Origin of the sequence: Actinomycetospora chiangmaiensis DSM 45062 (assembly GCF_000379625.1) — a bacterium.
GTDB lineage: Bacteria > Actinomycetota > Actinomycetes > Mycobacteriales > Pseudonocardiaceae > Actinomycetospora > Actinomycetospora chiangmaiensis.
The window spans coordinates 285,332-307,185 of record NZ_KB903218.1; the positions used below are offsets into that span (position 1 = coordinate 285,332).

Below are 21,854 nucleotides of genomic sequence, written 5' to 3' on the forward strand. Positions count from 1 at the left end.
CGTCACACCGTCGTCGCTCGGCGCCCGCGCGTGCGGCCTCTAAGGTGTCGGACGTGCTCCACACCGCTGTGCTCGAGCAAGTGCGTGACGAGTTCTGGCCGAGTCGCCGCCTCGACGCGTTCGACGAGTTCTGTCGACGCTGAGACGCTGTCCGATTCCCCGTCCGGAACCCACGCACTCCAGGAGACACCGCAGATGAGCACCCCTGACGCCCCCGGGGCGAACTGGTCGTTCGAGACCAAGCAGATCCACTCCGGCGCCGCGCCCGACACCGCCACCGGTGCCCGCGCGACGCCGATCTACCAGACGACGTCCTACGTCTTCCGCGACACCCAGCACGGCGCCGACCTCTTCTCGCTGGCCGAGCCGGGCAACATCTACACGCGGATCATGAACCCGACGCAGGACGTGTTCGAGCAGCGCGTCGCCGCGCTCGAGGGCGGCGTCGCCGCACTCGCGTTCGCGTCCGGCTCGGCCGCCACCACCGCGGCGATCCTCAACATCGCGAACTCGGGCGACCACTTCGTGTCCAGCCCGAGCCTCTACGGCGGCACGTACAACCTGTTCCACTACACGCTGCCCAAGCTCGGCATCGAGGTCACGTTCGTCGAGGACCAGGACGACCTCGAGCAGTGGCGCAACGCCGTCCGCCCGAACACCAAGCTGTTCTTCGCCGAGACGATCGCGAACCCGGGCTCGAACGTCCTCGACATCGCGGGGGTCGCCGGGGTCGCGCATGAGGCGGGCGTCCCGCTGCTGGTCGACAACACGGTGCCGACGCCCTACCTGCTCCGCCCGATCGAGCACGGCGCCGACGTCGTCATCCACTCGGCCACCAAGTACCTGGGCGGGCACGGCACGACGGTCGCGGGCATCGTCGTCGACGGCGGCACCTTCGACTTCGGCGCCCACGGCGACCGCTTCCCCGGCTTCACCGAGCCCGACCCGAGCTACCACGGCCTGAAGTTCTGGGAGGCCCTCGGCCCGGGCGCCTACGCGGCCAAGCTGCGCGTGCAGCTGCTGCGCGACACCGGCGCGGCGATCGCCCCGTTCAACTCCTTCCTCATCATCCAGGGCATCGAGACCCTCTCGCTGCGCCTGGAGCGCCACGTCCAGAACGCCCAGGCCCTCGCGGAGTGGCTCGAGGCGCGCGATGAGGTGGAGAAGGTCTACTACGCGGGCCTGCCGTCGAGCCCCTGGTACGAGGCCGGCAAGAAGTACCTGCCGAAGGGCGTCGGCGCCATCGTCTCCTTCGAGCTGCGCGGCGGCGTCGAGGCCGGCCGGGCGTTCGTCGACGGCACCAGCCTGCACTCCCAGCTGGTCAACATCGGCGACGTGCGCTCGCTCATCGCCCACCCGGCGTCGACCACGCACAGCCAGCTCTCGGAGAACGAGCAGGAGTCCAGCGGCGTGACCCCCGGCCTGGTGCGCCTCGCCGTCGGGATCGAGAACGTCGAGGACCTCAAGGCCGACCTCGAGGCGGGGTTCACCGCGGCGAAGTCGAAGACTGCGTGACGCAACTCCTGCCCGGCGGCCGTGCGGCGGGTTCCCCCGGGCCCCTTCCCGACGACGGGTCGGTGCCGGTCCTCCCTCCCGCCACCGGTGCGTGGCGGGAGGGGGACCCGGTCGGCGACCGCCGGTTCGTGACGCTGCCCGACCCGCTCCCGCTGGAGAGCGGGTCGGCGCTGCCCGACGTCACGGTCGCCTACGAGAGCTGGGGCCGCTTCGACGGCTCCAACGCGATCCTCGTGCTGCACGCCCTCACCGGCGACTCCCACGTCGTCGGCCCGGCCGGGCTCGGACACCCGACGCCCGGCTGGTGGGGCGGGATCATCGGTCCGGGCCTGACGATCGACACGGACCGCTGGTACGTCGTCGCCCCCAACGTCCTCGGCGGGTGCCAGGGGACGACCGGGCCCGCGTCGGCCGCTCCGGACGGGCGGGCGTGGGGCTCGCGGTGGCCCCGCACGACCGTCCGCGACCAGGTCGCCCTCGAGGTCCGGCTCGCCGACCAGCTCGGCATCGGCTCCTGGGCGGCCGTGCTCGGCGGCTCGATGGGCGGCATGCGCGCCGTCGAGTGGGCCGTGACCCACCCGGAGCGCGTGGAGCGGCTGCTCCTGCTCGCGTGCAGCGCGGCCGCCTCGGCCGACCAGATCGCGTGGGCGTCCCCCCAGCTCGCGGCCATCCGCGAGGACCCGCACTGGTGCGGTGGGGACTACCACGACCGCGGCCGGGGCGAGGGCCCACACGTCGGGCTCGGCGTGGCGCGGCGCATCGCGCACGCCACCTACCGCACCGCCGAGGAGCTCGACACCCGCTTCGGGCGCCGGCCGCAGCCCGGCGAGGACCCCTACGACGCGACCGCGCCCGGGCGCTTCGCCGTCGAGTCCTACCTCGACCACCACGCCGAGAAGCTGGTCCACCGCTTCGACGCCGGGTCCTACGTCGCGCTGACCGCGGCGATGAACGGCCACGACGTGTCCCGCGGCCGCGGCAGCATGGCCGAGGCCCTCGGGCGGGTCACGGCGCGGACGGTGGTCGCCGGGTCGACGACCGACCGGCTCTACCCGCTCTCGCAGCAGGAGGAGCTGGCGGCGCTCATCCCGGACGCCGGCCCCGTGGAGCGCATCGAGTCCCCGTACGGACACGACGCGTTCCTCATCGAGACGCGGCGCCTCGCGGAGATCCTGTCGACGCTGACGGGGTGAGCGGCGCGAACGGCTCGACCGACCCGCCGTCGTGGATGCGGTCCAGGAGATCCTTCACGACGGCGTCGGCGAGCCGGTAGCGCACCACCCGGCCGTCGCGGTGCGCGCTGACCAGGTTCTGCGCGCGCAGCAGGCGCAGCGCCTGGCTCGTCGTGGAGTCCTTCAACCCGGCGGCGAGCGCCAGGTCGGACACGCAGATCTCCCCGACCTCGTGGATGCAGAGCAGCAGCGTCAGCCGCGTCGGGTCGGCCAGCAGCGCGAACCGGGACACCCAGCCGTGCATCGTCGCCGCGTCCGGCAGCGCCTCGACGGCCGCGCAGACGCGGTGGTCGCCGTCGACGCCGACGGCGTCCGGATCCCCGGTGAGATGCACGGACGGAGTATCCCACGGGCGGCGGCACACGCCGGTGGGCGTCAGCGGTGGCACACGGTGGACGTCGAGCGTCAGCAGCGGCACACGGTCGTCGGGGAACCGTCGGCCCGGTAGCGTGCCGGTACGTGGTGGCGCCCCTCCCGACGGCCGAGCCCGGCTCCGCGCCGTCCCCGATCGTCCCGCCGTTCCGCGGGAACCTCCTCGGGGAGGCCCGGTTCCAGCTCGAGTTCGTCGGACTGCTCGCCTCGGCCGTGCACCGGGGCGTCGGCGTGCGGCCCGGCGACGGCGACCCGGTGCTCGCGGTGCCCGGCTTCCTCGCCGGGGACGCGTCGTTGGCCGTGCTGCGGGCGTGGCTGCGCCGCTGCGGCTACCGGGCGTACCGGTCGGGGATCGCCTGGAACGTCGACTGCTCGGAGGCCGCGGTGCGGCGCCTCGACCGTCGGCTGGCCGAGGTCGCGGAGCGCGCGGGGCGGCCCGTGACGGTCATCGGGCACAGCCGGGGCGGGCTCCTCGCGCACGCCGTGGCGGTGCGGCGCCCGAGCCGGGTCCGCCGCGTGATCACGCTCGGCAGCCCGCTGGCGTCGCCCTTCGACGCCTCGGTGCTCACCCTCGCGGCCGTCGGCGGTGCCCGGCTGGGCCAGAACCTGCTGCGCCCGGCCCGCCCGCAGTGCCTGACGACCGACTGTCCGTGCGCCTTCGGGCGGGACCTGCGCGCGGCCACGGCGGTGCCGCTGACCAGCATCCGCACCGTCGAGGACGGCATCGTGCGCCCGGAGTCCTGCGTGGTCGACGGCGCCGACAACGTGGCCGTGCGCGGCAGCCACCTCGGATTGTGCGTCAACGCGGAGGTCTACTCCCGGATCGCGCGTCTGCTCTGAGCCCGGCGGGTAGTAGGCCCCCATGGCTCCGTGGACCTCCGCCGACATCCCCGACCAGTCCGGCCGTACGTTCGTGGTGACGGGGGCGAACTCCGGCCTCGGCCTCGTCGCGGCCACCGAGCTCGTGGCGCACGGCGCCCACGTGGTGCTCGCCTGCCGCAACACCGACAAGGGCGAGCAGGCGGCGGCCGGCATCGCCGCGGCCGGTGGCCCGGGCACGACGGCGGTCGAGGAGCTCGACCTCGCCGACCTCAGCTCCGTCCGGAAGTTCGCCGCCCGCCTCGAGGGGCCGGTCGACGTGCTGATCAACAACGCCGGTCTCATGGCGGTCCCCGCGCAGCGCACCGTCGACGGCTTCGAGATGCAGTTCGGCACGAACGTGCTCGGCCACGTCGCCCTCACCGGGCTCCTGCTCGACCGGCTGACCGACCGCGTGGTGACCATGTCCAGCCTGGCCCACCGCCTGGGCTCGATCCGCCTCGACGACCTCAACTGGGAGCGGCGCCGCTACCAGCGCTGGCTCGCGTACGGGCAGTCCAAGCTCGCGGACCTCATGTTCGCCTACGAGCTGGAGCGCCGTTTCGTCGCCGCCGGGTCCCCGCTGCGCTCGATGGCCGCGCACCCGGGCTACAGCGCGACCAACCTGCAGTCGCGCACCGAGTCCTTCCAGGACGCCGTCATGGGCGTCCTCAACCGGATCGTCGCGCAGGGCCCGGAGACGGGGGCGCTGCCCGAGCTGTACGCGGCGACGGTGCCCGACCTGCCGGGCGGGGTCTACATCGGCCCGGACGGCCCGGCGGAGTCCTGGGGGCACCCCATCCCGGTGGGGTCGACGGCGGCCTCGCACGACCGCGAGGTCCAGAAGGCGCTCGTCCGCGCCTGCGAGGAGCTGACCGGCGTAGCGGTCGCCGTGGCCTGACACGGCCGTTCGGGGGACACGGCGTACATATCGCCGCCCGACCGTCGCACCGTCGGCTCGATTGGGCATGATCGGCGCGTGAACGACCGAGCGGAGCGCGGCGACGAGGCATCGGACGACCCGACGCCGCTGGCCGTCCTGCGCCGCCTCGTCACCGAGGAGATGCCGCTCGCGCCGATCCACGCCGCCACGCACGCCCGGCTCACCCGGGTGGAGCGCGGCTGCTGCGAGGCCCGGATGCCGACGACGATCGGCGACGGGCTCCTCGAGTCGGTGCTGGTCCTCGCCGACTTCGTGCTCGGGGTGGCCTACTCGAGCTCCCTGCGGGCGGGGGACCGGATCGTGACCGTCCGGCTCGGCATCCAGCTGATCGGCCGGCCGCTCGCGGGGGACGACCTGTATGCCTCCGGGACGCTCGACGACGCCCGCCGCGGGGTGGGGTTGAGCTCCGCCACGATCACCGACCGCGAGGGCCGCACGGTCGCGCGCTGCGTCGGGCGCAACGCCGTGCTCACCGACGGGCTCGCCGACCAGTACGGCCGCACCGCCCCCACCTGGGCGAAGCGTCCGTCGGCGTGGCGGCTGCTCATGCCGCACCGCGGCGAGAACCCCACCCGCGACGGCACCACCCTGGTCGGTCACCCCGATACGGCGACCCGCAACTCGGCGGGCGTGGTGCAGGGCGGAGCGCTGGCCGGCCTGGCCGCCCGCGGGCTCTCCCACGCGCTCGACATCATCCCGGACGACTTCGCGGTCAGCTTCGTGCGCTCGGTCCGCCCCGGCGACCACCCGGTGTTCTGCCGCGTGGTGGTCGAGCACGGCGGCCGCCGCATGAGGGTCGGGCGGGCCGAGCTCGTGGACGACCGGGGTCGGCTCCTCGCGACCGCGTCGGGGACCGCCTTCAGGCACTGAGCGGCGCGGCGGCCGCCTCCCGCGCCCGACCGGCCCGCGCCGACGCCCGGCCCCACACGACCGTGGCCAGGATCAGGACCCCGATCGCCACGGCCGGCACGACCGCGTTGACCACGACCATCGTCGGGACCGCGAGCCGGAAGGTCACCACCGCCCGCAGCACCGCCTCGCCGAGCAGCCCGAGGCCCCACATCGCGGTCATGCCGCGCTGGGCCCGGCGGAACCCCTCGTACTGCCACAGCCCGTTCCACCAGGCGATCCGCGCGGGGTCGCCGTTCGTGGCGAAACGGCGCCCGAACAGGAACATCACCGGCCGGGGCGCGAGGAGGCTGCCGAGGAACACCAGGCCGACCAGGCCCGTGACCGCCGAGTCCTTGAGCAGCAGCAGCCGGGGGTCGTCGAAGAACAGCGACGTGACCACGCCGATGGCGAGCAGCGTCAGGATGAAGACGCTGAACTCGTCGACCCGTCGGCGGACGGCCACCGAGAGCAGCGTGCTCAGCGCCGGGCCGATCGCGGAGAGCAGGAGGGCTGGGACGTCGGCGAGTCCGGCGCCGGAGGCCACGTCGAAGACGACGATCGGCGCGGCGATGTCCAGGACCGTCATGGACACCCAGGGAAGGATCCTGACCAGCATCGCGACGCCCCCGTCGTGTGACACACTCGCTCCCGACCGTGAACCAGAACGTACACCGAGATCGTCGTCAGGGAACCCCCGTCGCCCTGGTCGCCGCCCTGTTCGGCACGTCGGGGCGCACCGACCTGCCCGGGCCCGCCCTCGTCGCCCTGCTCGGCGACCTCGGCCTGCGCCCCGACGCCGCCCGCCGCGCCCTCGCCCGGATGCGCGACGCCGGGCAGTTGACCACCACGCGGCGCGGCCGTCGGGTCGACCACCACCTCGCCGGCGCCTTCGGGGCCTCGGTGCTGCGGCTGCGCGACGACCGCGGGACCCCGCCGCCCTGGGACGGGGCGTTCCACACGCTGCTGCACCACGTGCCCGAGTCCGCCCGCCCCTACCGCGACCGGCTGCGACGGGCCGCCGTCCTCGTCGGTTACGGCCCCTGGCAGCCCGGAGTCCTCATCAGCCCGGTCGACCGCTCCGCCGGGCTGCGCGAGGTCCTCGCGGACGTCCCGCCGGACGCGTCGGTGGTGCTCGGGCGCCTCGTTCCCGACGACGGGTGGGTGCCGGCGGGTGCGAACGGCGCCGTTCTCCCGTCGAGTGGCAGCGACGCGCCATCGACGTCGGAGAGCTCGCGTGACGACGGCGCGCCGCACGCCTCGGGCGGGAGCAGCGGGACATCGTCCACGACGGTCGCGGCCGCGATGGCCCGGCGGGCGTGGTCCCTCGACGCGGTGGCCGACGACCTGCGCGCCCACCACGCGCGGTTGGTGGCCCTCCTGGACCGTCCGGTCCCGGACGACGGCGCCCTCGCGCTGCGCCGCCTCTCCGACGCCACCGGCCCCGTGTACGTCGACCTGCTGCGCGACCCCGGCCTGCCCGTCGAGCTGCTGCCCGCCGACTGGCCCGGCGCGGACCTGCGCGCGGCGCTCGGGCGGGTCGCGGCGGCCTATCTGCCCACCGTCGTCGCGCACGTCCACGCCCGGATCGCCGCCGCGGGCTGACATGGTCTCGCCGAGGTCGACGTCGGTCATGGTCCGACGGTCGCGGACCTGCCCGGTGTGCGTCTCGCGGCGAGGTACCGTCCCGGCGTCGCGAAACCGCCCGTGGACATCGGCGACCGGGGCGACCTAGCGTGACGTGGCTGACACTCGTCGTGGAGGAGAGCTCGTGAGCCGGTTGCGTTTCGGTACGTTCCTCGCCCCGTTCCACCGCGCCGGGGAGAACCCGACGCTCGCGCTGCAGCGCGATCTGGAGCTCATCGAGCACCTGGACCGCCTCGGCGTCGACGAGGCCTGGATCGGCGAGCACCACTCCGCGGGCAGCGAGATCATCGCCTCCCCGGAGATCTTCATCGCGGCGGCGGCGGAGCGCACGAAGCGGATCAAGCTGGGCACGGGCGTGACCTCGGCGGCCTACCACAACCCGCTCTGGGTGGCCGACCGCATGGTCCTGCTCGACCACCTCACCCGTGGCCGGACGATGCTCGGCGTCGGGCCGGGCTCGCTCCCGAGCGACTCCGCGATGATCGGGCTGAACCCCACCGACACCCGCGAACTGCTCGACGTCAACCTCGACATCATCATGCGACTGCTCGCGGGCGAGACCGTGACCGCGCAGACGAAGACCCACACGCTCGTCGAGGCGAAGCTGCAGCTGCGGCCGTACACCGAGCCCTGCTTCGACATCGTCGTCGCCGCGGTGGCCTCGCCGACCGGGCCCCGCATGGCGGGCCGGCACGGCGTGGGCCTGCTCAACATCGGCGCGACGATGACCCAGGACGGCTTCGACGCCCTGGCCCACCACTGGAACGTCGTGACGGAGCGGGCCGAGCACTACGGGCAGCCCGAGCCCGACCGCGACTCGTGGCGGCTCGTCGGCCTCATGCACATCGCGGAGACCAAGGAGCAGGCCTACCGCGACGTGGAGTACGGCATCGAGTCGTGGTTCCGGTACTTCCAGAAGACGGCGGCGTTCCCGCAGATGGCGGTCGAGGGCGGCGACGTCAAGGAGATGATCGACTTCATCAACGAGGCCGGCATCGGGGCGATCGGCACGCCCGAGGACGCCCGCGCCCAGGTGCAGCGCCTGGCCGACCAGTCGGGCGGCTTCGGCGCGATGCTGCTGCTCGGGCACGAGTGGGCCAACCCGGAGGCGACGAAGCGCTCGTGGGAGCTCCTCGCCCAGCACGTCATGCCGCACTTCCAGGGCCGGACGTGGGGCGGGGTGTCGCACGCCGAGTCGACGCAGCAGGCCAAGGAGCGCGCCGGCCTGAAGCGCGACGAGTACGCGGCCACCCAGCTCTCGGCCGTCGAGCACATGACGCAGAAGTACGCCGACGAGGTGGCGTCGAAGGGCTGACCCCACCTCCCTGACAGCGAAGCGTCGTTACTGGCGTCCAGTGGCAGGAACGCCACATCGTCGGACAGGGAGCAGGGACACCCGCGGTGATCGTCACGCCCGCCGCGGGTGGCCCGGCCGTTAGGGTGGCGGCCGTGCCCGACCGTGACCCCGCCGACGCCGCCGACCGGTGACCGTCACCGTCGTCGGCATCGGCGCCGACGGGTGGCCCGGTCTCGCCCCGCCCGCGCGCACGGCCTGTGAGAAGGCGGCCGTCGTCCTGGGGGCGCCGCGCCAGCTGGACCTGCTGCCCGCCGTCGTGACCGCCCGGCGCGAGGAGTGGCCGGCGCCGATGATGCCGTCGTTGCCGAGCCTGCTGGAGCGGCTCGGCGGGGACGAGCTCGTCGTCCTCGCCAGCGGCGACCCGATGTTCTTCGGGATCGGCACGAGCGTGCTGCGGCTGCGCCCGGACGCGACCGTGGTGCCGCACCCGTCGTCGGTCGCGCTCGCCTGTGCCCGGCTGGGCTGGGCGGAGCAGGACGTCGTCGTCGTCTCCGCGGTCGGCCGACCGCTCGAGGCGGTGCGCGCGGCGTTGGCGCCGCGCCGCCGGCTGCTCGTGCTCGCCGACTCGGGCGCGCTGCCCGGTCGCCTCGCCGCCCTGCTCGTCGGCGCCGGGTACGCCGAGGCGCGGTTGAGCGTCCTCGCGTCGCTGGGCGCCGAGCACGAGACGCGGACCGACGGGGTCGCGGCGCACTGGAACGCCCCCGACGGCGACCCGCTCGCGGTCGTCGCCGTCGACTGCCCCGCCCTTCCCGACGACGGGTTGCTCGGCCGGGCCCCCGGCCTCCCCGACGACGCCTACACCCACGACGGCCAGCTGACGAAGGCCGAGATGCGCGCCCTGTCGGTCGCCGCGCTGCGCCCGTTGCCCGGGCAGCTGCTGTGGGACGTCGGCGGGGGAGCGGGCTCGATCGGCATCGAGTGGTGCCGGGCCGAGCCGACGGCCCGGGCCATCGCCATCGAGTCCCGCGACGACCGCGCCGCCCGCATCGCCGAGAACGCCGCGGCGCTCGGGGTGCCGGCGGTGCGGGTCGTGCCGGGCCGGGCGCCCGAGGTGCTGGCGGGGCTCGAGGCGCCGGACGCCGTCTTCGTCGGCGGCGGAGTGTCGGCGCCGGGGATGCTCGAGGCCTGTCGCCGGGCGCTGCGCCCCGGCGGGCGGCTCGTCGCCAACGCCGTGACCCTCGAGGGCGAGGCGGCCCTCGCGGCCGCGCGCGCCGAGTACGGCGGCGAGGTCCGGCGGATCGCCGTCTCGCGCGGCCGACCCGTGGGCCGCTACCTGGGGTGGAAGGCCCTCGCGCCCGTGACGCAGTGGGTGCTGCACGTGGGCGTGCGCAGTGTCAGCGGTGGCACACGGCCGACATCCGACGTCAGCGGTGTGCCACCGCTGACCCCGCCCCCCTGGAGACAGCAGTGACCGTCCGCTTCGTCGGCGCGGGCCCCGGCGCCGCGGACCTCATCACCATCCGCGGGCTGCGGGCGATCGCGACCAGCCCGGTCTGCCTCTACGCCGGCTCGCTCGTGCCCGAGGACCTGCTCGCGCAGTGCCCGCCGCACGCCCACAAGGTCGACACCGCGCGCCTGACGCTCGACGAGATCGTCGCCGAGCTCGTCGCCGCCGACGCCGCGGGCCACGACGTCGCCCGCCTGTGCTCCGGCGACCCCGCGGTGTTCTCCGCCGTCGCCGAGCAGACCCGTCGGCTCGACGAGGCCGGGATCGCCTGGGAGATCGTGCCCGGTGTCCCCGCGTTCTCCGCCGCGGCGGCCGCGCTGCGCACCGAGCTGACCGTGCCGGGCGTCGGGCAGTCGGTGGTCCTCACCCGTGACGCCGCGAACGCCACGCCGATGCCCGACGGCGAGTCGCTCGACGTCTGGGCCGCCACCGGCGGCACGCTCGTGCTGCACCTGGCCGTGCAGCGGTGCGCGGAGGTCGTCGCGACCCTGCGGCAGCACCGCCCGCCCCACGAGCCGGTGGCCGTCGTCGCCCGGGCCTCCCGCGACGACGAGCTCGTCCTGCGCGGCACGCTCGCCGACATCGCGGATCAGGTCGAGGCGGCCGGCGTGACGCGGACGGCCGTGATCGTGGTCGGACCCGTCGTCGGGACCCGTGACGGCTGCGAGTCGCACCTCTACTCGGCGCAGCGCGTTCGGCCGTGAGCGAGCCGGCCCCACCTGACGAACGGGTCGTTCGTGCATATAGAGGCCACGAACGACCCGTTCGTCAGAGACGGCGGGTCCTCGTCCTCGGCGGCACCGCGGAGGCCCGGGGCCTGGCCGACACCCTGACCGCCCGGGGACACGCGGTCACCACCTCGCTCGCCGGCCGCACCCGGGACCCGCGCCTGCCCGCCGGCGAGGTGCGCACCGGCGGGTTCGGCGGCGTCGAGGGCCTCGTCGCGGCGCTGCACCACGTCGACCTGCTCGTCGACGCCACCCACCCCTTCGCCGCCCGCATGACCGACCACGCCGCGCGGGCCGCCGCGGCCACGGGCACGCCGTGGGTGGTGCTGCGCCGCCCCGGTTGGGTCGAGCAGCCCGGCGACCGCTGGCTCCGGGTCCCGACGACGGCCGCGGCCGCCGGGATGCTGGGCGACGCGACCGCCGTGTTCCTCGCGATCGGGCGCCAGGGCGTGCACCACTTCGCGGGCCTCGCGAACGTCCGGCTCGTCCGTGCCATCGAACCGCCCGACGTGCTCCCGCCACGCGCGCACCTGATCCTGGCGCGCGGCCCGTTCGCACTCCACGACGAACGCGCGCTGCTCGCCGGGCACGGGATCGACACGATCGTCGCGAAGGACTCGGGCGGCGCCACCGAGGCCAAGCTGGTCGCGGCGCGGGAGGCGGGGCTCGTCGTCGTCCTGGTCGATCGCCCGGCACCGCCCGGGGGAGCGATGGTGGTCGCCGACGTCGACGGTGCCGTCGGGTGGGTGGAGCGCGCCCCGGCGTAGCCCTGGTGCGCGGGCCGTCCGGAGTGCTCCCATGCAGCGTGCTCGTGGACGCCCTGCGGCTGCTCGCCGACGACGGCCCGGCCGTGGATCTCGAGCGGGCCGCGGCCGCGCTCGCCGCCTCCGACCCGGAGTCGGCGGCCCTGGTGCTGCGCGTGCGGTCGACGATCGAGGCGGGTCGGCGGCGGGAGGCGGAGCTCGCGGCGCTGGTCGACACGGCGCGGGACCTCGCGGCGGAGTCCGACCCGGGCCAGGTGCTCGACGCGATCGTCCGTCGGGCCCGGGCGCTGCTCGGCACCGACGTCGCCTACCTGACCCTCTACGACCCCGAGCGCGGCGACACCTTCATGCGCGCGACGGCAGGGTCGGTGTCCGCCGCCTTCCAGGCGCTCCGGCTGCCGGTGGGGGCCGGGCTCGGCGGGCTGGTGGCGCAGTCGCGGCACGCCCACTGGACCACCCGCTACCCGGCCGACCCCCGCTACCGCCACACCGACGAGATCGACGCGGCGGTGGGGGAGGAGGGCATCGTCGCGATCTGCGGGACGCCGTTGCTGGTGGGCGAGGAGTTCGTCGGCGTGCTGTTCGCCGCGAACCGCTCCGCGCGGCCGTTCACCCCCGACGACGTGGCCCTGCTCGGCTCGCTCGCCGCGCTCGCGGCCGTGTCGCTCACCCAGACGCGGGCGGCCGCGGAGACGGCGACGGCGCTGGCCGGCCTGCGGGCCGCGCACGCCGACCTCGCCCGGGCCGCCGACGCCCACGACCGCTTCGCCGCGCTCGTCCTCGGCGGGGGCGACGTCACCGACCTCGCGGCCGCCCTCGCGGACCTGCTCGACGGCTGGGTGCGGGTGGTCGACGACGGCGGGTCCCCGGTCGCGTCGGCCGGTCCGGTCCCGGCCGGTCTCGACCTGGCCGCTTGCGTCCGGGCCGCGGCGGCCGACCCCGGCCGGCTCGTCACGGTGGCGGGCGCCGAGGCGGTGTCGGTCGTCGCGGCCCACCAGCAGCTCGCGACCCTCGTCGTCTCCCCGCCCGCCCCCGGCACCACCTCGCAGGGACCGCGGTCGCGGATCGTCGAGCGCGCGGCGACGGTGAGCGCGCTGGTCCTGCTGTTCCGCGCCCAGGCCTCCGAGTCCGAGCACCGCCACCGCGGCGAGGCGCTGCTGGAACTGCTCGGCGGGGAGACACCGAGCGCGGCGCTGCGCGACCGGGTCCGGGCGCTCGGCGTCGAGATCCGGCGCCCGCACCGGGTCCTCGTCGCGCGCTGCGCGGAGCACGAGCGGGCCCGCCTCGCCGTCGACGCCGCCCACGCGGTCGGCCGGGCCGGGCTGGTCGCGGAACGCCCCGACGCCGTCGTCGTGCTCGGGCCCGACGACGGGGCGGCCCGGCTGGCCGAGGACCTCGCCCGTCCGGCGTCGGACGAGTCGACCGCGGTGACCGTCGGGGTGTCCGAACCGGTGCTCCCGGCCGACGGGCTGCTCGGCGCCGCGGCCGACGCCCGGCGGGCCGCCGAGGCCCTCGTCGCGCTCGGGCGGGAGGGACGGGCGGGCTCGGTCGCCGAGCTCGGGTTCGCGGCGCTGCTGCTCTCCCGGACCCCGGACGTAGGCGGCTACGTCGAGAGCGTGCTCGGCCCGCTGCTCGAGCACGACCGCCGCCGCGGCACGGACCTCGTCGGCACCCTCGCCGCCTGGTTCGCCGCCGGTCGGTCCCCGACGCGGGCGGCGAGCGCGCTCCACGTGCACGTCAACACCGTCACGCAGCGCCTCGATCGGGTCCGCGCCGTGCTCGGCGACGACTGGCAGGACCCCGAGCGCACCCTCGAGCTGCACCTGGCGCTGCGGCTGCGGGGCCTCGCGCGGTGAGGGAATGCGGATGGACCTCGGAGAGTTCTGGCCGCTACAGTAGTTGATAGTTCAACGTCAGGAGGTCGCCATGCAGTTCGGGGTCTTTACCGTCGGCGACGTGACGCCCGACCCGACCACGGGCCGCGAGCCGACCGAGGCCGAGCGCATCCGTGCGATGGTCACGATCGCGCGCAAGGCCGAGGAGGTCGGGCTCGACGTCTTCGCCACCGGTGAGCACCACAACCCGCCGTTCGTGCCTTCGTCGCCGACCACCCTGCTCGGACACATCGCCGCCCTCACCGAGCGGCTGGTGCTCTCCACGTCCACGACGCTGATCACGACCAACGACCCGGTCAAGATCGCCGAGGACTATGCGATGCTGCAGCACCTCGCGGGCGGGCGCGTCGACCTCATGATGGGCCGCGGCAACACCGGCCCCGTGTACCCCTGGTTCGGCCAGGACATCCGCCAGGGCATCCCGCTGGCGATCGAGAACTATGCGCTGCTGCGGCGGCTGTGGACCGAGGACGTCGTGGACTGGGAGGGGCGGTTCCGCACGCCGCTGCACGGGTTCACCTCGACCCCGCGCCCGCTCGACGGCGTCGCCCCGTTCGTCTGGCACGGTTCGATCCGCTCGCCCGAGATCGCCGAGCAGGCCGCCTTCTACGGCGACGGGTTCTTCCACAACCACATCTTCTGGCCCGCGTCGCACACGAAGCAGATGGTCGAGTTCTACCGACGCCGCTTCGAGCACCACGGCCACGGCTCCGCCGACCAGGCCGTCGTCGGGCTCGGCGGGCAGGTGTTCATGCGCAAGCGGTCGCAGGACGCGGTGAACGAGTTCCGCCCGTACTTCGACCACGCCCCGGTCTACGGCGGCGGGCCCTCGCTCGAGGACTTCTCCACCCGGACCCCGCTGACGGTCGGCTCGCCGCAGGAGGTCATCGACCGCACCCTCGGGTTCCGCGACTACGTCGGCGACTACCAGCGCCAGCTGTTCCTCATCGACCACGCCGGCCTGCCGTTGACGACCGTCCTGGAGCAGATGGACCTGCTCGGCGAGGAGGTCGTGCCGGTGCTGCGCCGCGAGTTCGCCGCCCTCAAGCCGGCCCACGTGCCCGACGCGCCGACCCACGCCTCGCTGCTCGCCGCGCGCGACGCGAAGGAGCTGGCCTCGGCCTGATCCCCTTCCCGACGACGGGTCGGGCCGAGGGAGTGCCCGCGGCCGCCCGCCCCGGGTGCGTGACGGCCCGTCGGCGTCGGCGCGAACCGGGTGACCCGCCGTCGGGGAGGAGACAGCGCCGGCGGGCTACGTCGCGACCGCCGGACGGTCCATCGGTGACACGTCCGCGTGATGCCGCCGGTTCGTGCAGGTAGCGGACCTGGCCGACGTCCTCGGCGAGGACGGCACCGTCCTCGACGGCCTGCGCGGTCAGCCCCGGGAAGAGGCCCTTGAGGATCCGACCGCCCTGGGGGAGCAGCCCGTGCACGTGCCGGCCGTGCGGAACCCCGCGGCGGTGCGCGACGCCCGTGCCGAGGTCGTCGCGCTCGACGACCGTGACGTGCTCGAAGCGGTCGGCGAGGACCCGCGCCGCGAGCAGTCCCGCCAGACTTCCTCCGAGCACCACCGCGTGCGTGCGCTCCGGCCCGTCCATCTCGCCCACCTCCGCTGCGGACGGCGCAGTCCCCCACTCCGCCGGGGATACCGACCGTCGTGCGGGCGGGTCGACGTCATCCGCGGAGGTTGGAACGGTCGTCGCACGCGACGTACGGCGACCGGGCCCGGCGCGGCCGGACCGTTCCGGGAGCACTGCGCCGAACGCGGCAGCACCACTGTTCCCGACCCCGGGCCGAGTGGCCCTGTCGCGGTGCGTCGGGGGCGTGTGAGGGTGCCCGCCGGGGGAACGGCGCGAATCCCTGGTGGTGGGTCATGGACGAGGAGAAACTGCACGCGTTCGTCGGCCGGTTCGTCGGCGATCTCGGCGCGGTGATGCATGCGGGCACCGTGTTGATCGGCGATCGGCTCGGGCTGTACCGGGCGATGGGCGACAGCCGGCCGGTCACCCCGGCCACGCTGGCCGAGCGCACCGGGTGCGACGAGCGCTACCTGCGGGAATGGCTCTGTGCGCAGGCCGCCAGCGGGTACGTCGAGTACGACCCCGCGGACGGGACGTTCACCCTTCCCCCGGAACAGGCGTTCACCCTCGCCAGCGAGGACAACCCGGTGTTCGTGCCCGGCGGGCTGCAGGTCGCGTCGTCGGTGTTCCACGACCTCGACATGCTCACCGACGCCTATCGCACCGGGCGCGGCGTCCCGTGGGGTGATCACCACGTCGAACTGTTCGCCGGCACCTGCCGGTTCTTCCGCGCCAACTACATCGGCAACCTCGTCGGGAACTGGATACCCGCGCTCGACGGGATGGAGGAGCGCCTCCGCGCCGGGGCCCACGTGGCCGACGTCGGGTGCGGGCTGGGGTCCTCGACCCTGTTGATGGCGGGGGCGTTCCCGGCGTCGACCTTCGTCGGCTACGACTCGCACCGGCCCTCCGTCGACGGCGCCGCCAAGATCGCGGCCGAGGCCGGGTTGGCGAACGTCCGGTTCGAGAGGGCGGACGCCGACGACTTCCCCGGCCGGGACCACGACATGGTGACCGTGTTCGACGCCCTGCACGACATGGGCGACCCGGTCGGCGTCGCGTCGCACATCCGCGAGTCCCTCGCCGCCGACGGGACGATGCTCCTCGTCGAGCCCTACGCGGGCGACCGCGTCGAGGACAACCTGACCCCGGTCGGCCGGGTCTTCTACTCGGCGTCGAGCGCGATCTGCACACCCAACTCGCGCTCCCAGCCCGTCGACCGGGCGTTGGGTGCCCAGGCCGGTGAGGCCAGGCTCCGGGACGTGGCCACCGAGGCGGGGTTCACCCGCTTCCGGCGGGCGGCGGAGACGCCGTTCAACCTCGTGCTCGAAGCCCGGCCCTGAGCGGGTGCCCGACGGGCTGATCGCCGGGGAGCTCGCCTACGTCGCGGGCCGACCGCGCGTCGGTCCCGGCGCGGGAGGGTGAGCGGGGAGAGCGGGGGACAGCATCGCCACCGCGGCGTCCACCACCTCGTCGATGCGGTCGTCGGGGATCCGACCGGCGGCCGCCAGGGCGCCGATGCCCTCGAGCGTCGCCGCGACCAGGAACGGCAGGGGGCTCACGGTGGCGGGGTCCTCGCCGAGCAGGGTGGTCCCGGCGGTGAGGAACCGGTGGGCGGCCTGGGCCGCGGGCCCGGTGCCGTCGCCCCGGGCGGTCCACATCAGGGTGAGGAGCGGCCCGTTCTCGCGGGCGAAGCGCACCGCGCTCCGTGCGTAGGAGGCGAGCCGTGCCGACGGGTCGCCGGCCGCCCCCGCCACCCGCAGGGCCTCGGTGAGCTCGTCGAAGCCCCGGGCGGCCATCGCCTCCAGCAGGGCGTGGCGGTCCGCGAAGTGCCGCCGCGGGGCGGCGTGGCTGACCCCGGCACGGCGCGCGAGTTCCCGGAGCGTGACCGCGTCGACGCCGTCCTCGACCAGCACGCGTCGTCCCTCGGCGAGGAGCGTCTCGCGCAGGGCCCCGTGGTGATAGCTGGACTCCACGCGGGGACGGTACCGCAATGTAGTCATTGACAACTATGTTGTCGCTGCCTACTTTGGCGTCATGACCGACTACACGGCTCGCGGGCTCGACGCGTACGACGGGCGCACCGTCGTCATCACCGGCGGTTCGAGCGGCATCGGCCGGGCGACGGCGCAGGCGCTCGCCGCGGCCGGCGCGCGGGTCGTCCTCGGCGTCCGGGACCCCGCGAAGGGGGAGCGGGTGGCCGCGAGCCTGCCCGGGACCGTCGAGGTCCGCCGCCTCGACCTGGCCGACCTCGCCTCGGTGCGCGCGTTCGCGGCGTCGTGGGACGGCCCGGTCGACGCGCTGGTGAACAACGCGGGCGTCTCGGAGCCGTCGCTGCGGCGGACCGTCGACGGCTTCGAGATGGACTTCGGGGTCAACCACCTCGGACACTTCGCGCTGACCGAGCTGATGCTCGGGTCCGTCGTCGGGCGGGTGGTCACGGTGTCCTCCCAGGCCGAGCGCGGCGCGCGGCTGGACCTCGACGACCCGAACTGGGAACGGCGTCCGTACCGGTCGGGCCGCGCCTACAACGACTCGAAGTTCGCCAACCTGCTCTTCACCGCCGAGCTGCAGCGACGGCTGGTGGCCACCGGCTCCGCGGTCCGTGCGATCGCGGTCCACCCCGGTCTCGTGGCGACCCCGATCTACGACCTCGCGCCGGGGGCCCGACCCACCGTCTTCCACCGCCTGTTGCCCCGTCTCGGGCAGGACGCGGACGCCGGGGCCCTCCCCACGCTCTACGCGCTGACCGAGGACGTGCCGGGCGACTCGTTCGTCGGACCCCAGCACATGATGCACATGCGGGGAGGGGCGCAGGTGATCGGACGGTCACGGGCGGCCCGCGACGCCGACGTCGCCCGCCGGCTGTGGGACCTCTCGGCGGAGCTGGTGCACGGCTGAGTCACGGAGCCGGCGGAATCAGTCCCCCCATCGCCACGTACGCGGCGACGGCGGCCCCGGCCAGCTCGTCCCGCAGCGAGGGGTCCTCGTCGATCCGCTCCGCGAAGCGCCGGATCACCCCCGTGATCGCCTCGGAGACCAGCACCGGGGCCATCACGGGCGCGGCCCGGCCCTGTTCGGCCAGGCGCAGCAGGAACCGGGCGTTGCGCCGGTGCACCCGGTCCAGCAGCTCGTCCTGCACCGTGGAGTACGCGGCGTCGGTGCGGGCGAGCTGCGCGAGGAGCTCCAGGACGCGGCGGTGCCGCACCGTCAGGTCGAGGTACTCGGTGACGGCCCGGCGGGCGATGACGAGCGGTTCCTCGGTGTCGCGGACCTCCTGCGCGGCGAGCACGTCGTCGCGCACCCGGGCGACCAGCGCGGCGACGACGTCGGCCTTCCCGCCCGAGAAGTGCGCGTACACCGTCGGGCGCGTGACCCCGGCGGCCCCGGCCAGCTCGCCGATCGACGCCGCCTCCACCCCGCGGCGCGCGAACACCGCCTCGGCGCCCGCCAGGATCGCCTCCCGGGTGGTCACCGCGGGTCGACGACGGGACGGCGCGGCGGCAGGGGCCCGTCGGCGGCCGCCAGCGCCCCGAGCACGACGGCGGCGGTGTCGGCCGGGTCGATCACGTCGTCGATCTCCACCACCTCCGCCGCCGAGAGCGCCTTGCCCTGCTCGTAGAGGGCGGCGACGAGCTCGTCGTAGCGGGCCCGACGCGTCCCGTCGTCGGGGAGGGCGGCGAGTTCCTTCGCGTAGCCGAGCCGGACCGCGCCCTCGAGCCCCATGCCGCCGAACTCTCCGCTGGGCCAGGCGACGGTCGCCACCGGCACCCGCATCGACCCGCCGGCCATCGCCATGGCGCCCAGTCCGTAGGCCTTGCGCAGCACGACGCACACCACCGGCACGCGCAGGTTCGCCCCGGCCACGAACATCCGGGAGAAGCGGCGCACCGTCGCGGTGGCCTCGGCGTCGGGCCCGACCATGAAGCCCGGGGTGTCGCACAGCGAGACGACCGGCAGCCCGCGGGCGTCGCAGAGCTGCAGGAACCGGGCCGCCTTCTCCGCCGCCTCGGCGTCGATGGCGCCGCCGAGCCGCCGCGGGTCGTTGGCCAGCAGCCCGATCGGCCGGCCCTCGATCCGCGCGAACGCCGTCACGATCCCCACCCCGTACCGCGGCCGCAGCTCCAGCAGCGAGCCGACGTCGACCAGGCCCTCGACGGCGGCGCGGACGTCGTAGACCCGCAGCCGGTTCTCCGGGACGACGTGGCGCAGCCGGCGCGCGTCGGGACGGTCGCCGGGGACGACCCGGTCGAGCGCGAGGTAGCGCCGGGCCACGTCGACGGCCGCCGCCTCGTCGTCGACCAGCACGTCCACGACCCCGTTCGGCACCTGGACTGACGTCGGCCCGACGTCGTGCGGGTCGACCTCGCCGAGCCCGCCGCCCGCGATCATCGCCGGGCCGCCCATGCCGAGGTTCGCGCCGTCGACGGCGACGACGAGGTCGGCGCACCCGGCGAGCGCGGCGTTGCCGGCGAAGCAGTAGCCCGCGACCACGGCCACCGTCGGGACCCGGCCGGACAGCTGCGCGAACAGGGCGAACGTGGGCACGTCGAGCTGGGCGACCGCGATCGTGTCGGTCTCGCCGGGCCGCCCGCCGCCGCCCTCCGCGAACAGGACGACGGGCAGGTCGTGGTCCAGCGCGAGGTGCAGGGCGCGGTCGGTCTTGGCGTGCGACAGGACGCCTTGTGTGCCCGCGAGCACGGTGTAGTCGTAGGCGAGGACCACGACGCGGCGCCCGTCGACCGCGCCGATCCCGGTGACGATCCCGTCGGCCGGGGTGCGTTCGCGCAGGTCCGCGAGTGTGCGCCGCTTCCGCTGGGCGGCCACCGCGAACGCGCCGTACTCGACGAACGTGCCCTCGTCGCAGAGGTCGGCCACGTTCTCCCGGGCGGTGCGTCTCCCGGCTTCCCGACGGCGGGTCACGGCGGCCGGGCGGGCCTCGTCGCGGGTGAGCCGGCGCCGGTCGAGGACCTCGGCGAGGTCGGGGCGGACGTGGTCGGGGTCCGCGGCGCGCTCGCTCGCCGCGGCGCCCGTGTCGTCGCCCGGCTCGAGGACCGCCAGCACGTCGCCCTCGGCGACCACGTCCCCGACCGCGACGACGACGTCGACGACCGTGCCGCCCGTCGGCGCGCCGACCACGTGCTCCATCTTCATCGCCTCGAGCACGACGACGGGTGCGGCCGCCGCGACGGTGCGCCCGCTCTCCGCCTCGACGGCGACGACCGTCCCTGCGGTGGTCGCCCGGAGCTCCGTCCCGTCCGGCGCGAGGGGAGCCCTCGTGCCGTAGGAGCGCTCGGATCCTCCCCTCACGATCTCGGGCAGCAGGCGCTCGACGAGCCCGGTGTCGGGGGCGAGCACCTCGGGGCGGGCGAGCAGCGCCCGCAGCACCGGGATCGTCGTCGGGACCCCGTCGAGGTCGAACGCCGCGAGCGCCCGGTCGAGGTGGGCGAGGGCAGGGCCGAGGTCGGTGTCGTGCACGACGACCTTGGCCAGCAGCGAGTCGTACCGCGGATCGACGACGAGCCCGACCCGCCCGTGCGTGTCCACCCGCACCCCCCGGCCGGTCGGTGGGGTGAAGCGCGTGAGGGTCCCGGCGGTGCTGCGCACCGAGGCGTCGGCGCCCAGCGTCTCGGCGTTGACGCGGGCCTGGACGGCCACGCCCCGCGGGTGGTCGTCGAGCCCGAGCTCGCCGAGCCGTGCCCCGGCGGCGATCCGGAGCGCGGCCACCACCAGGTCGACACCCAGGACCTCCTCGGTGACCGTGTGCTCCACCTGCAGCCGCGGGTTCACCTCGAGGAACGCGATCTCGGCACCGGCCACGAGGAACTCGACGGTCGCGAGCCCGCGGAGTCCGGTGGCGGTGCCGAGGGCGTGCGCGTGGGTGTGGAGCCGGGCCCGGACGTCGTCGGGAAGGTCCGGCGCCGGAGCGATCTCGACCATCTTCTGGTGGCGACGCTGCAGGCTGCAGTCCCGGTCGGCGAGCACGGCCACATCGGTCCCGTCGCCGAGCAGCTGGACCTCGACGTGCCGTGCGCCCTCGAGGTAGCGCTCGACGAACACCCGGCCGTCGCCGAACGCGGCGCGGGCCTCGGCGGCGGCCGCGCGGCGGGCCTCGTCGAGCTCCGTCCGGTCCCGGACCACCCGCATGCCGCGGCCCCCGCCGCCGGCCACGGCCTTCACGACGACCGGTGAGGTCCCGTCGTCGTCGAGCACCGGCACCCCGAGCCCGACGGCGAGATCCCGGGCGCGGGTCTTGTCGCCGAACGCCTCGAGCGTGGCGGGGAAGGGACCGACGAAGGTGATGCCCGCGTCCTCGCACGCGCGCGCAAGGGCCGGGTTCTCGGAGAGGAACCCGTACCCGGGGTGCACGGCGTCGGCTCCCGACTCCTTCGCGGCCGCGACGACGGCGTCGACGTCGAGGTAGGCGGCCGGTCCGGTGCCGGGGAGCGCCCGTACCTCCCGTGGCAGCGAAGCGTCGTTGCTGGCGTCCAGTGGCAGGAAAGCCACACCGTCGGGCGGCGGTTCGTCGGCGGCGTGGACGGCCACGGACTCCAGCCCGAGGGCCGCGGCGGCGTCGGCGATCCGGACGGCGATCTCGCCGCGGTTGGCGATCAGGACCCGGTGCACG

The 21,854-nt window shown here is 75.1% G+C and carries 19 protein-coding genes; 14 read left to right on the forward strand and 5 right to left on the reverse strand.

The features are described from left to right. Positions 1-195 precede the first annotated feature (195 nt). Positions 196-1,515 (forward strand): bifunctional o-acetylhomoserine/o-acetylserine sulfhydrylase, encoded by a 1,320-nt coding sequence (locus A3CO_RS0106060; protein WP_018331348.1) that lies wholly within the window; start codon positions 196-198, stop codon positions 1,513-1,515. Positions 1,516-1,577: 62 nt separating this feature from the next. Continuing rightward, positions 1,578-2,708 (forward strand): homoserine O-acetyltransferase MetX, encoded by a 1,131-nt coding sequence (metX, locus tag A3CO_RS0106065; RefSeq protein ID WP_018331349.1) that lies wholly within the window; start codon positions 1,578-1,580, stop codon positions 2,706-2,708. On the opposite strand, the gene A3CO_RS30385 is transcribed toward metX, so the two are convergent. Further along, positions 2,659-3,081 carry an ArsR/SmtB family transcription factor gene (locus A3CO_RS30385; RefSeq protein ID WP_342663146.1) on the reverse strand — a complete coding sequence of 141 codons (423 nt, stop codon included), beginning with the start codon at positions 3,079-3,081 and terminating at the stop codon, positions 2,659-2,661. The genes metX and A3CO_RS30385 overlap by 50 nt on opposite strands. Positions 3,082-3,206: 125 nt before the next feature. Here A3CO_RS30385 and A3CO_RS35365 point away from each other — a divergent pair, with 125 nt between their 5' ends. The 3 genes from A3CO_RS35365 to A3CO_RS0106085 all read left to right on the forward strand — a co-directional run bounded on the left by A3CO_RS35365 (position 3,207) and on the right by A3CO_RS0106085 (position 5,790). Continuing rightward, the gene (locus A3CO_RS35365; protein ID WP_018331351.1) at positions 3,207-3,959 is read left to right on the forward strand and encodes an esterase/lipase family protein; all 753 of its coding nucleotides are present in this window, start codon (positions 3,207-3,209) and stop codon (positions 3,957-3,959) included. 22 nt (positions 3,960-3,981) lie between these two features. Next, positions 3,982-4,878 (forward strand): oxidoreductase, encoded by an 897-nt coding sequence (locus A3CO_RS0106080; protein ID WP_018331352.1) that lies wholly within the window; start codon positions 3,982-3,984, stop codon positions 4,876-4,878. Between the two features lie 78 nt (positions 4,879-4,956). Beyond that, positions 4,957-5,790 carry a PaaI family thioesterase gene (locus A3CO_RS0106085; RefSeq protein WP_018331353.1) on the forward strand — a complete coding sequence of 278 codons (834 nt, stop codon included), beginning with the start codon at positions 4,957-4,959 and terminating at the stop codon, positions 5,788-5,790. Here A3CO_RS0106085 and A3CO_RS0106090 read toward each other — a convergent pair. After that, the gene (locus A3CO_RS0106090; RefSeq protein ID WP_018331354.1) at positions 5,780-6,397 is read right to left on the reverse strand and encodes a VC0807 family protein; all 618 of its coding nucleotides are present in this window, start codon (positions 6,395-6,397) and stop codon (positions 5,780-5,782) included. The two genes, A3CO_RS0106085 and A3CO_RS0106090, sit on opposite strands and share 11 nt — an antisense overlap. Before the next feature lie 68 nt (positions 6,398-6,465). On the opposite strand from A3CO_RS0106090, the gene A3CO_RS35370 reads away from it, so the two are divergent. The 8 genes from A3CO_RS35370 (at position 6,466) to A3CO_RS0106135 (ending at position 16,569) form a co-directional block, all read left to right on the forward strand. Further along, on the forward strand, positions 6,466-7,413 hold the full coding sequence (locus A3CO_RS35370) for a PaaX family transcriptional regulator C-terminal domain-containing protein (RefSeq protein ID WP_169510924.1): 948 nt from the start codon (positions 6,466-6,468) through the stop codon (positions 7,411-7,413). A gap of 166 nt (positions 7,414-7,579) precedes the next feature. Further along, positions 7,580-8,770, forward strand: coding sequence for an LLM class flavin-dependent oxidoreductase (locus A3CO_RS0106100; protein ID WP_018331356.1), 1,191 nt, complete (start codon positions 7,580-7,582; stop codon positions 8,768-8,770). 169 nt (positions 8,771-8,939) lie between these two features. Then, a complete protein-coding gene (cbiE, locus tag A3CO_RS0106105) occupies positions 8,940-10,223 on the forward strand; it encodes a precorrin-6y C5,15-methyltransferase (decarboxylating) subunit CbiE (protein ID WP_018331357.1) in 1,284 nt (427 codons plus the stop codon). Next, entirely contained in the window at positions 10,220-10,963 is a 744-nt protein-coding gene (cobM, locus tag A3CO_RS0106110) for a precorrin-4 C(11)-methyltransferase (protein ID WP_018331358.1), read from the forward strand. The genes cbiE and cobM overlap by 4 nt, the downstream gene beginning before the upstream one ends. Continuing rightward, the gene (locus tag A3CO_RS30400) at positions 10,960-11,754 is read left to right on the forward strand and encodes a cobalt-precorrin-6A reductase (RefSeq protein WP_084681584.1); all 795 of its coding nucleotides are present in this window, start codon (positions 10,960-10,962) and stop codon (positions 11,752-11,754) included. Before cobM ends, A3CO_RS30400 begins: the two co-directional genes overlap by 4 nt. A gap of 44 nt (positions 11,755-11,798) precedes the next feature. Then, on the forward strand, positions 11,799-13,607 hold the full coding sequence (locus A3CO_RS0106120) for a helix-turn-helix domain-containing protein (protein ID WP_211214401.1): 1,809 nt from the start codon (positions 11,799-11,801) through the stop codon (positions 13,605-13,607). Between the two features lie 70 nt (positions 13,608-13,677). Further along, positions 13,678-14,772 carry an LLM class flavin-dependent oxidoreductase gene (locus A3CO_RS0106125; protein ID WP_018331361.1) on the forward strand — a complete coding sequence of 365 codons (1,095 nt, stop codon included), beginning with the start codon at positions 13,678-13,680 and terminating at the stop codon, positions 14,770-14,772. Positions 14,773-15,519: 747 nt separating this feature from the next. Beyond that, on the forward strand, positions 15,520-16,569 hold the full coding sequence (locus tag A3CO_RS0106135; RefSeq protein ID WP_018331363.1) for a class I SAM-dependent methyltransferase: 1,050 nt from the start codon (positions 15,520-15,522) through the stop codon (positions 16,567-16,569). Between the two features lie 36 nt (positions 16,570-16,605). Here the strand turns inward: A3CO_RS0106135 and A3CO_RS30405 are convergent, their stop codons facing one another. Next, on the reverse strand, positions 16,606-17,202 hold the full coding sequence (locus A3CO_RS30405) for a TetR/AcrR family transcriptional regulator (RefSeq protein ID WP_018331364.1): 597 nt from the start codon (positions 17,200-17,202) through the stop codon (positions 16,606-16,608). Positions 17,203-17,263: 61 nt separating this feature from the next. On the opposite strand from A3CO_RS30405, the gene A3CO_RS0106145 reads away from it, so the two are divergent. Then, on the forward strand, positions 17,264-18,127 hold the full coding sequence (locus A3CO_RS0106145; protein WP_018331365.1) for an oxidoreductase: 864 nt from the start codon (positions 17,264-17,266) through the stop codon (positions 18,125-18,127). A 1-nt stretch (position 18,128) separates the two neighbouring features. Here the strand turns inward: A3CO_RS0106145 and A3CO_RS0106150 are convergent, their stop codons facing one another. Then, positions 18,129-18,701: a TetR/AcrR family transcriptional regulator gene (locus A3CO_RS0106150; RefSeq protein ID WP_018331366.1), complete on the reverse strand. Its 573-nt coding sequence runs from the start codon at positions 18,699-18,701 to the stop codon at positions 18,129-18,131. Beyond that, the gene (locus A3CO_RS0106155) at positions 18,698-21,853 is read right to left on the reverse strand and encodes a carboxyl transferase domain-containing protein (protein ID WP_018331367.1); all 3,156 of its coding nucleotides are present in this window, start codon (positions 21,851-21,853) and stop codon (positions 18,698-18,700) included. The genes A3CO_RS0106150 and A3CO_RS0106155 overlap by 4 nt, the downstream gene beginning before the upstream one ends. Between the last annotated feature and the right edge of the window lies 1 nt (position 21,854).

Coding starts and splice junctions, on each gene's coding strand:
- A3CO_RS0106060 (WP_018331348.1), top strand. CDS start 196: ATGAGCACCCCTGACGCCCCCGGGGCGAACTGGTCGTTCGAGACCAAG.
- A3CO_RS0106080 (WP_018331352.1), top strand. CDS start 3,982: ATGGCTCCGTGGACCTCCGCCGACATCCCCGACCAGTCCGGCCGTACG.
- A3CO_RS0106090 (WP_018331354.1), bottom strand. CDS start 6,397: ATGACGGTCCTGGACATCGCCGCGCCGATCGTCGTCTTCGACGTGGCC.
- A3CO_RS0106125 (WP_018331361.1), top strand. CDS start 13,678: ATGCAGTTCGGGGTCTTTACCGTCGGCGACGTGACGCCCGACCCGACC.
- A3CO_RS0106135 (WP_018331363.1), top strand. CDS start 15,520: ATGGACGAGGAGAAACTGCACGCGTTCGTCGGCCGGTTCGTCGGCGAT.
- A3CO_RS0106145 (WP_018331365.1), top strand. CDS start 17,264: ATGACCGACTACACGGCTCGCGGGCTCGACGCGTACGACGGGCGCACC.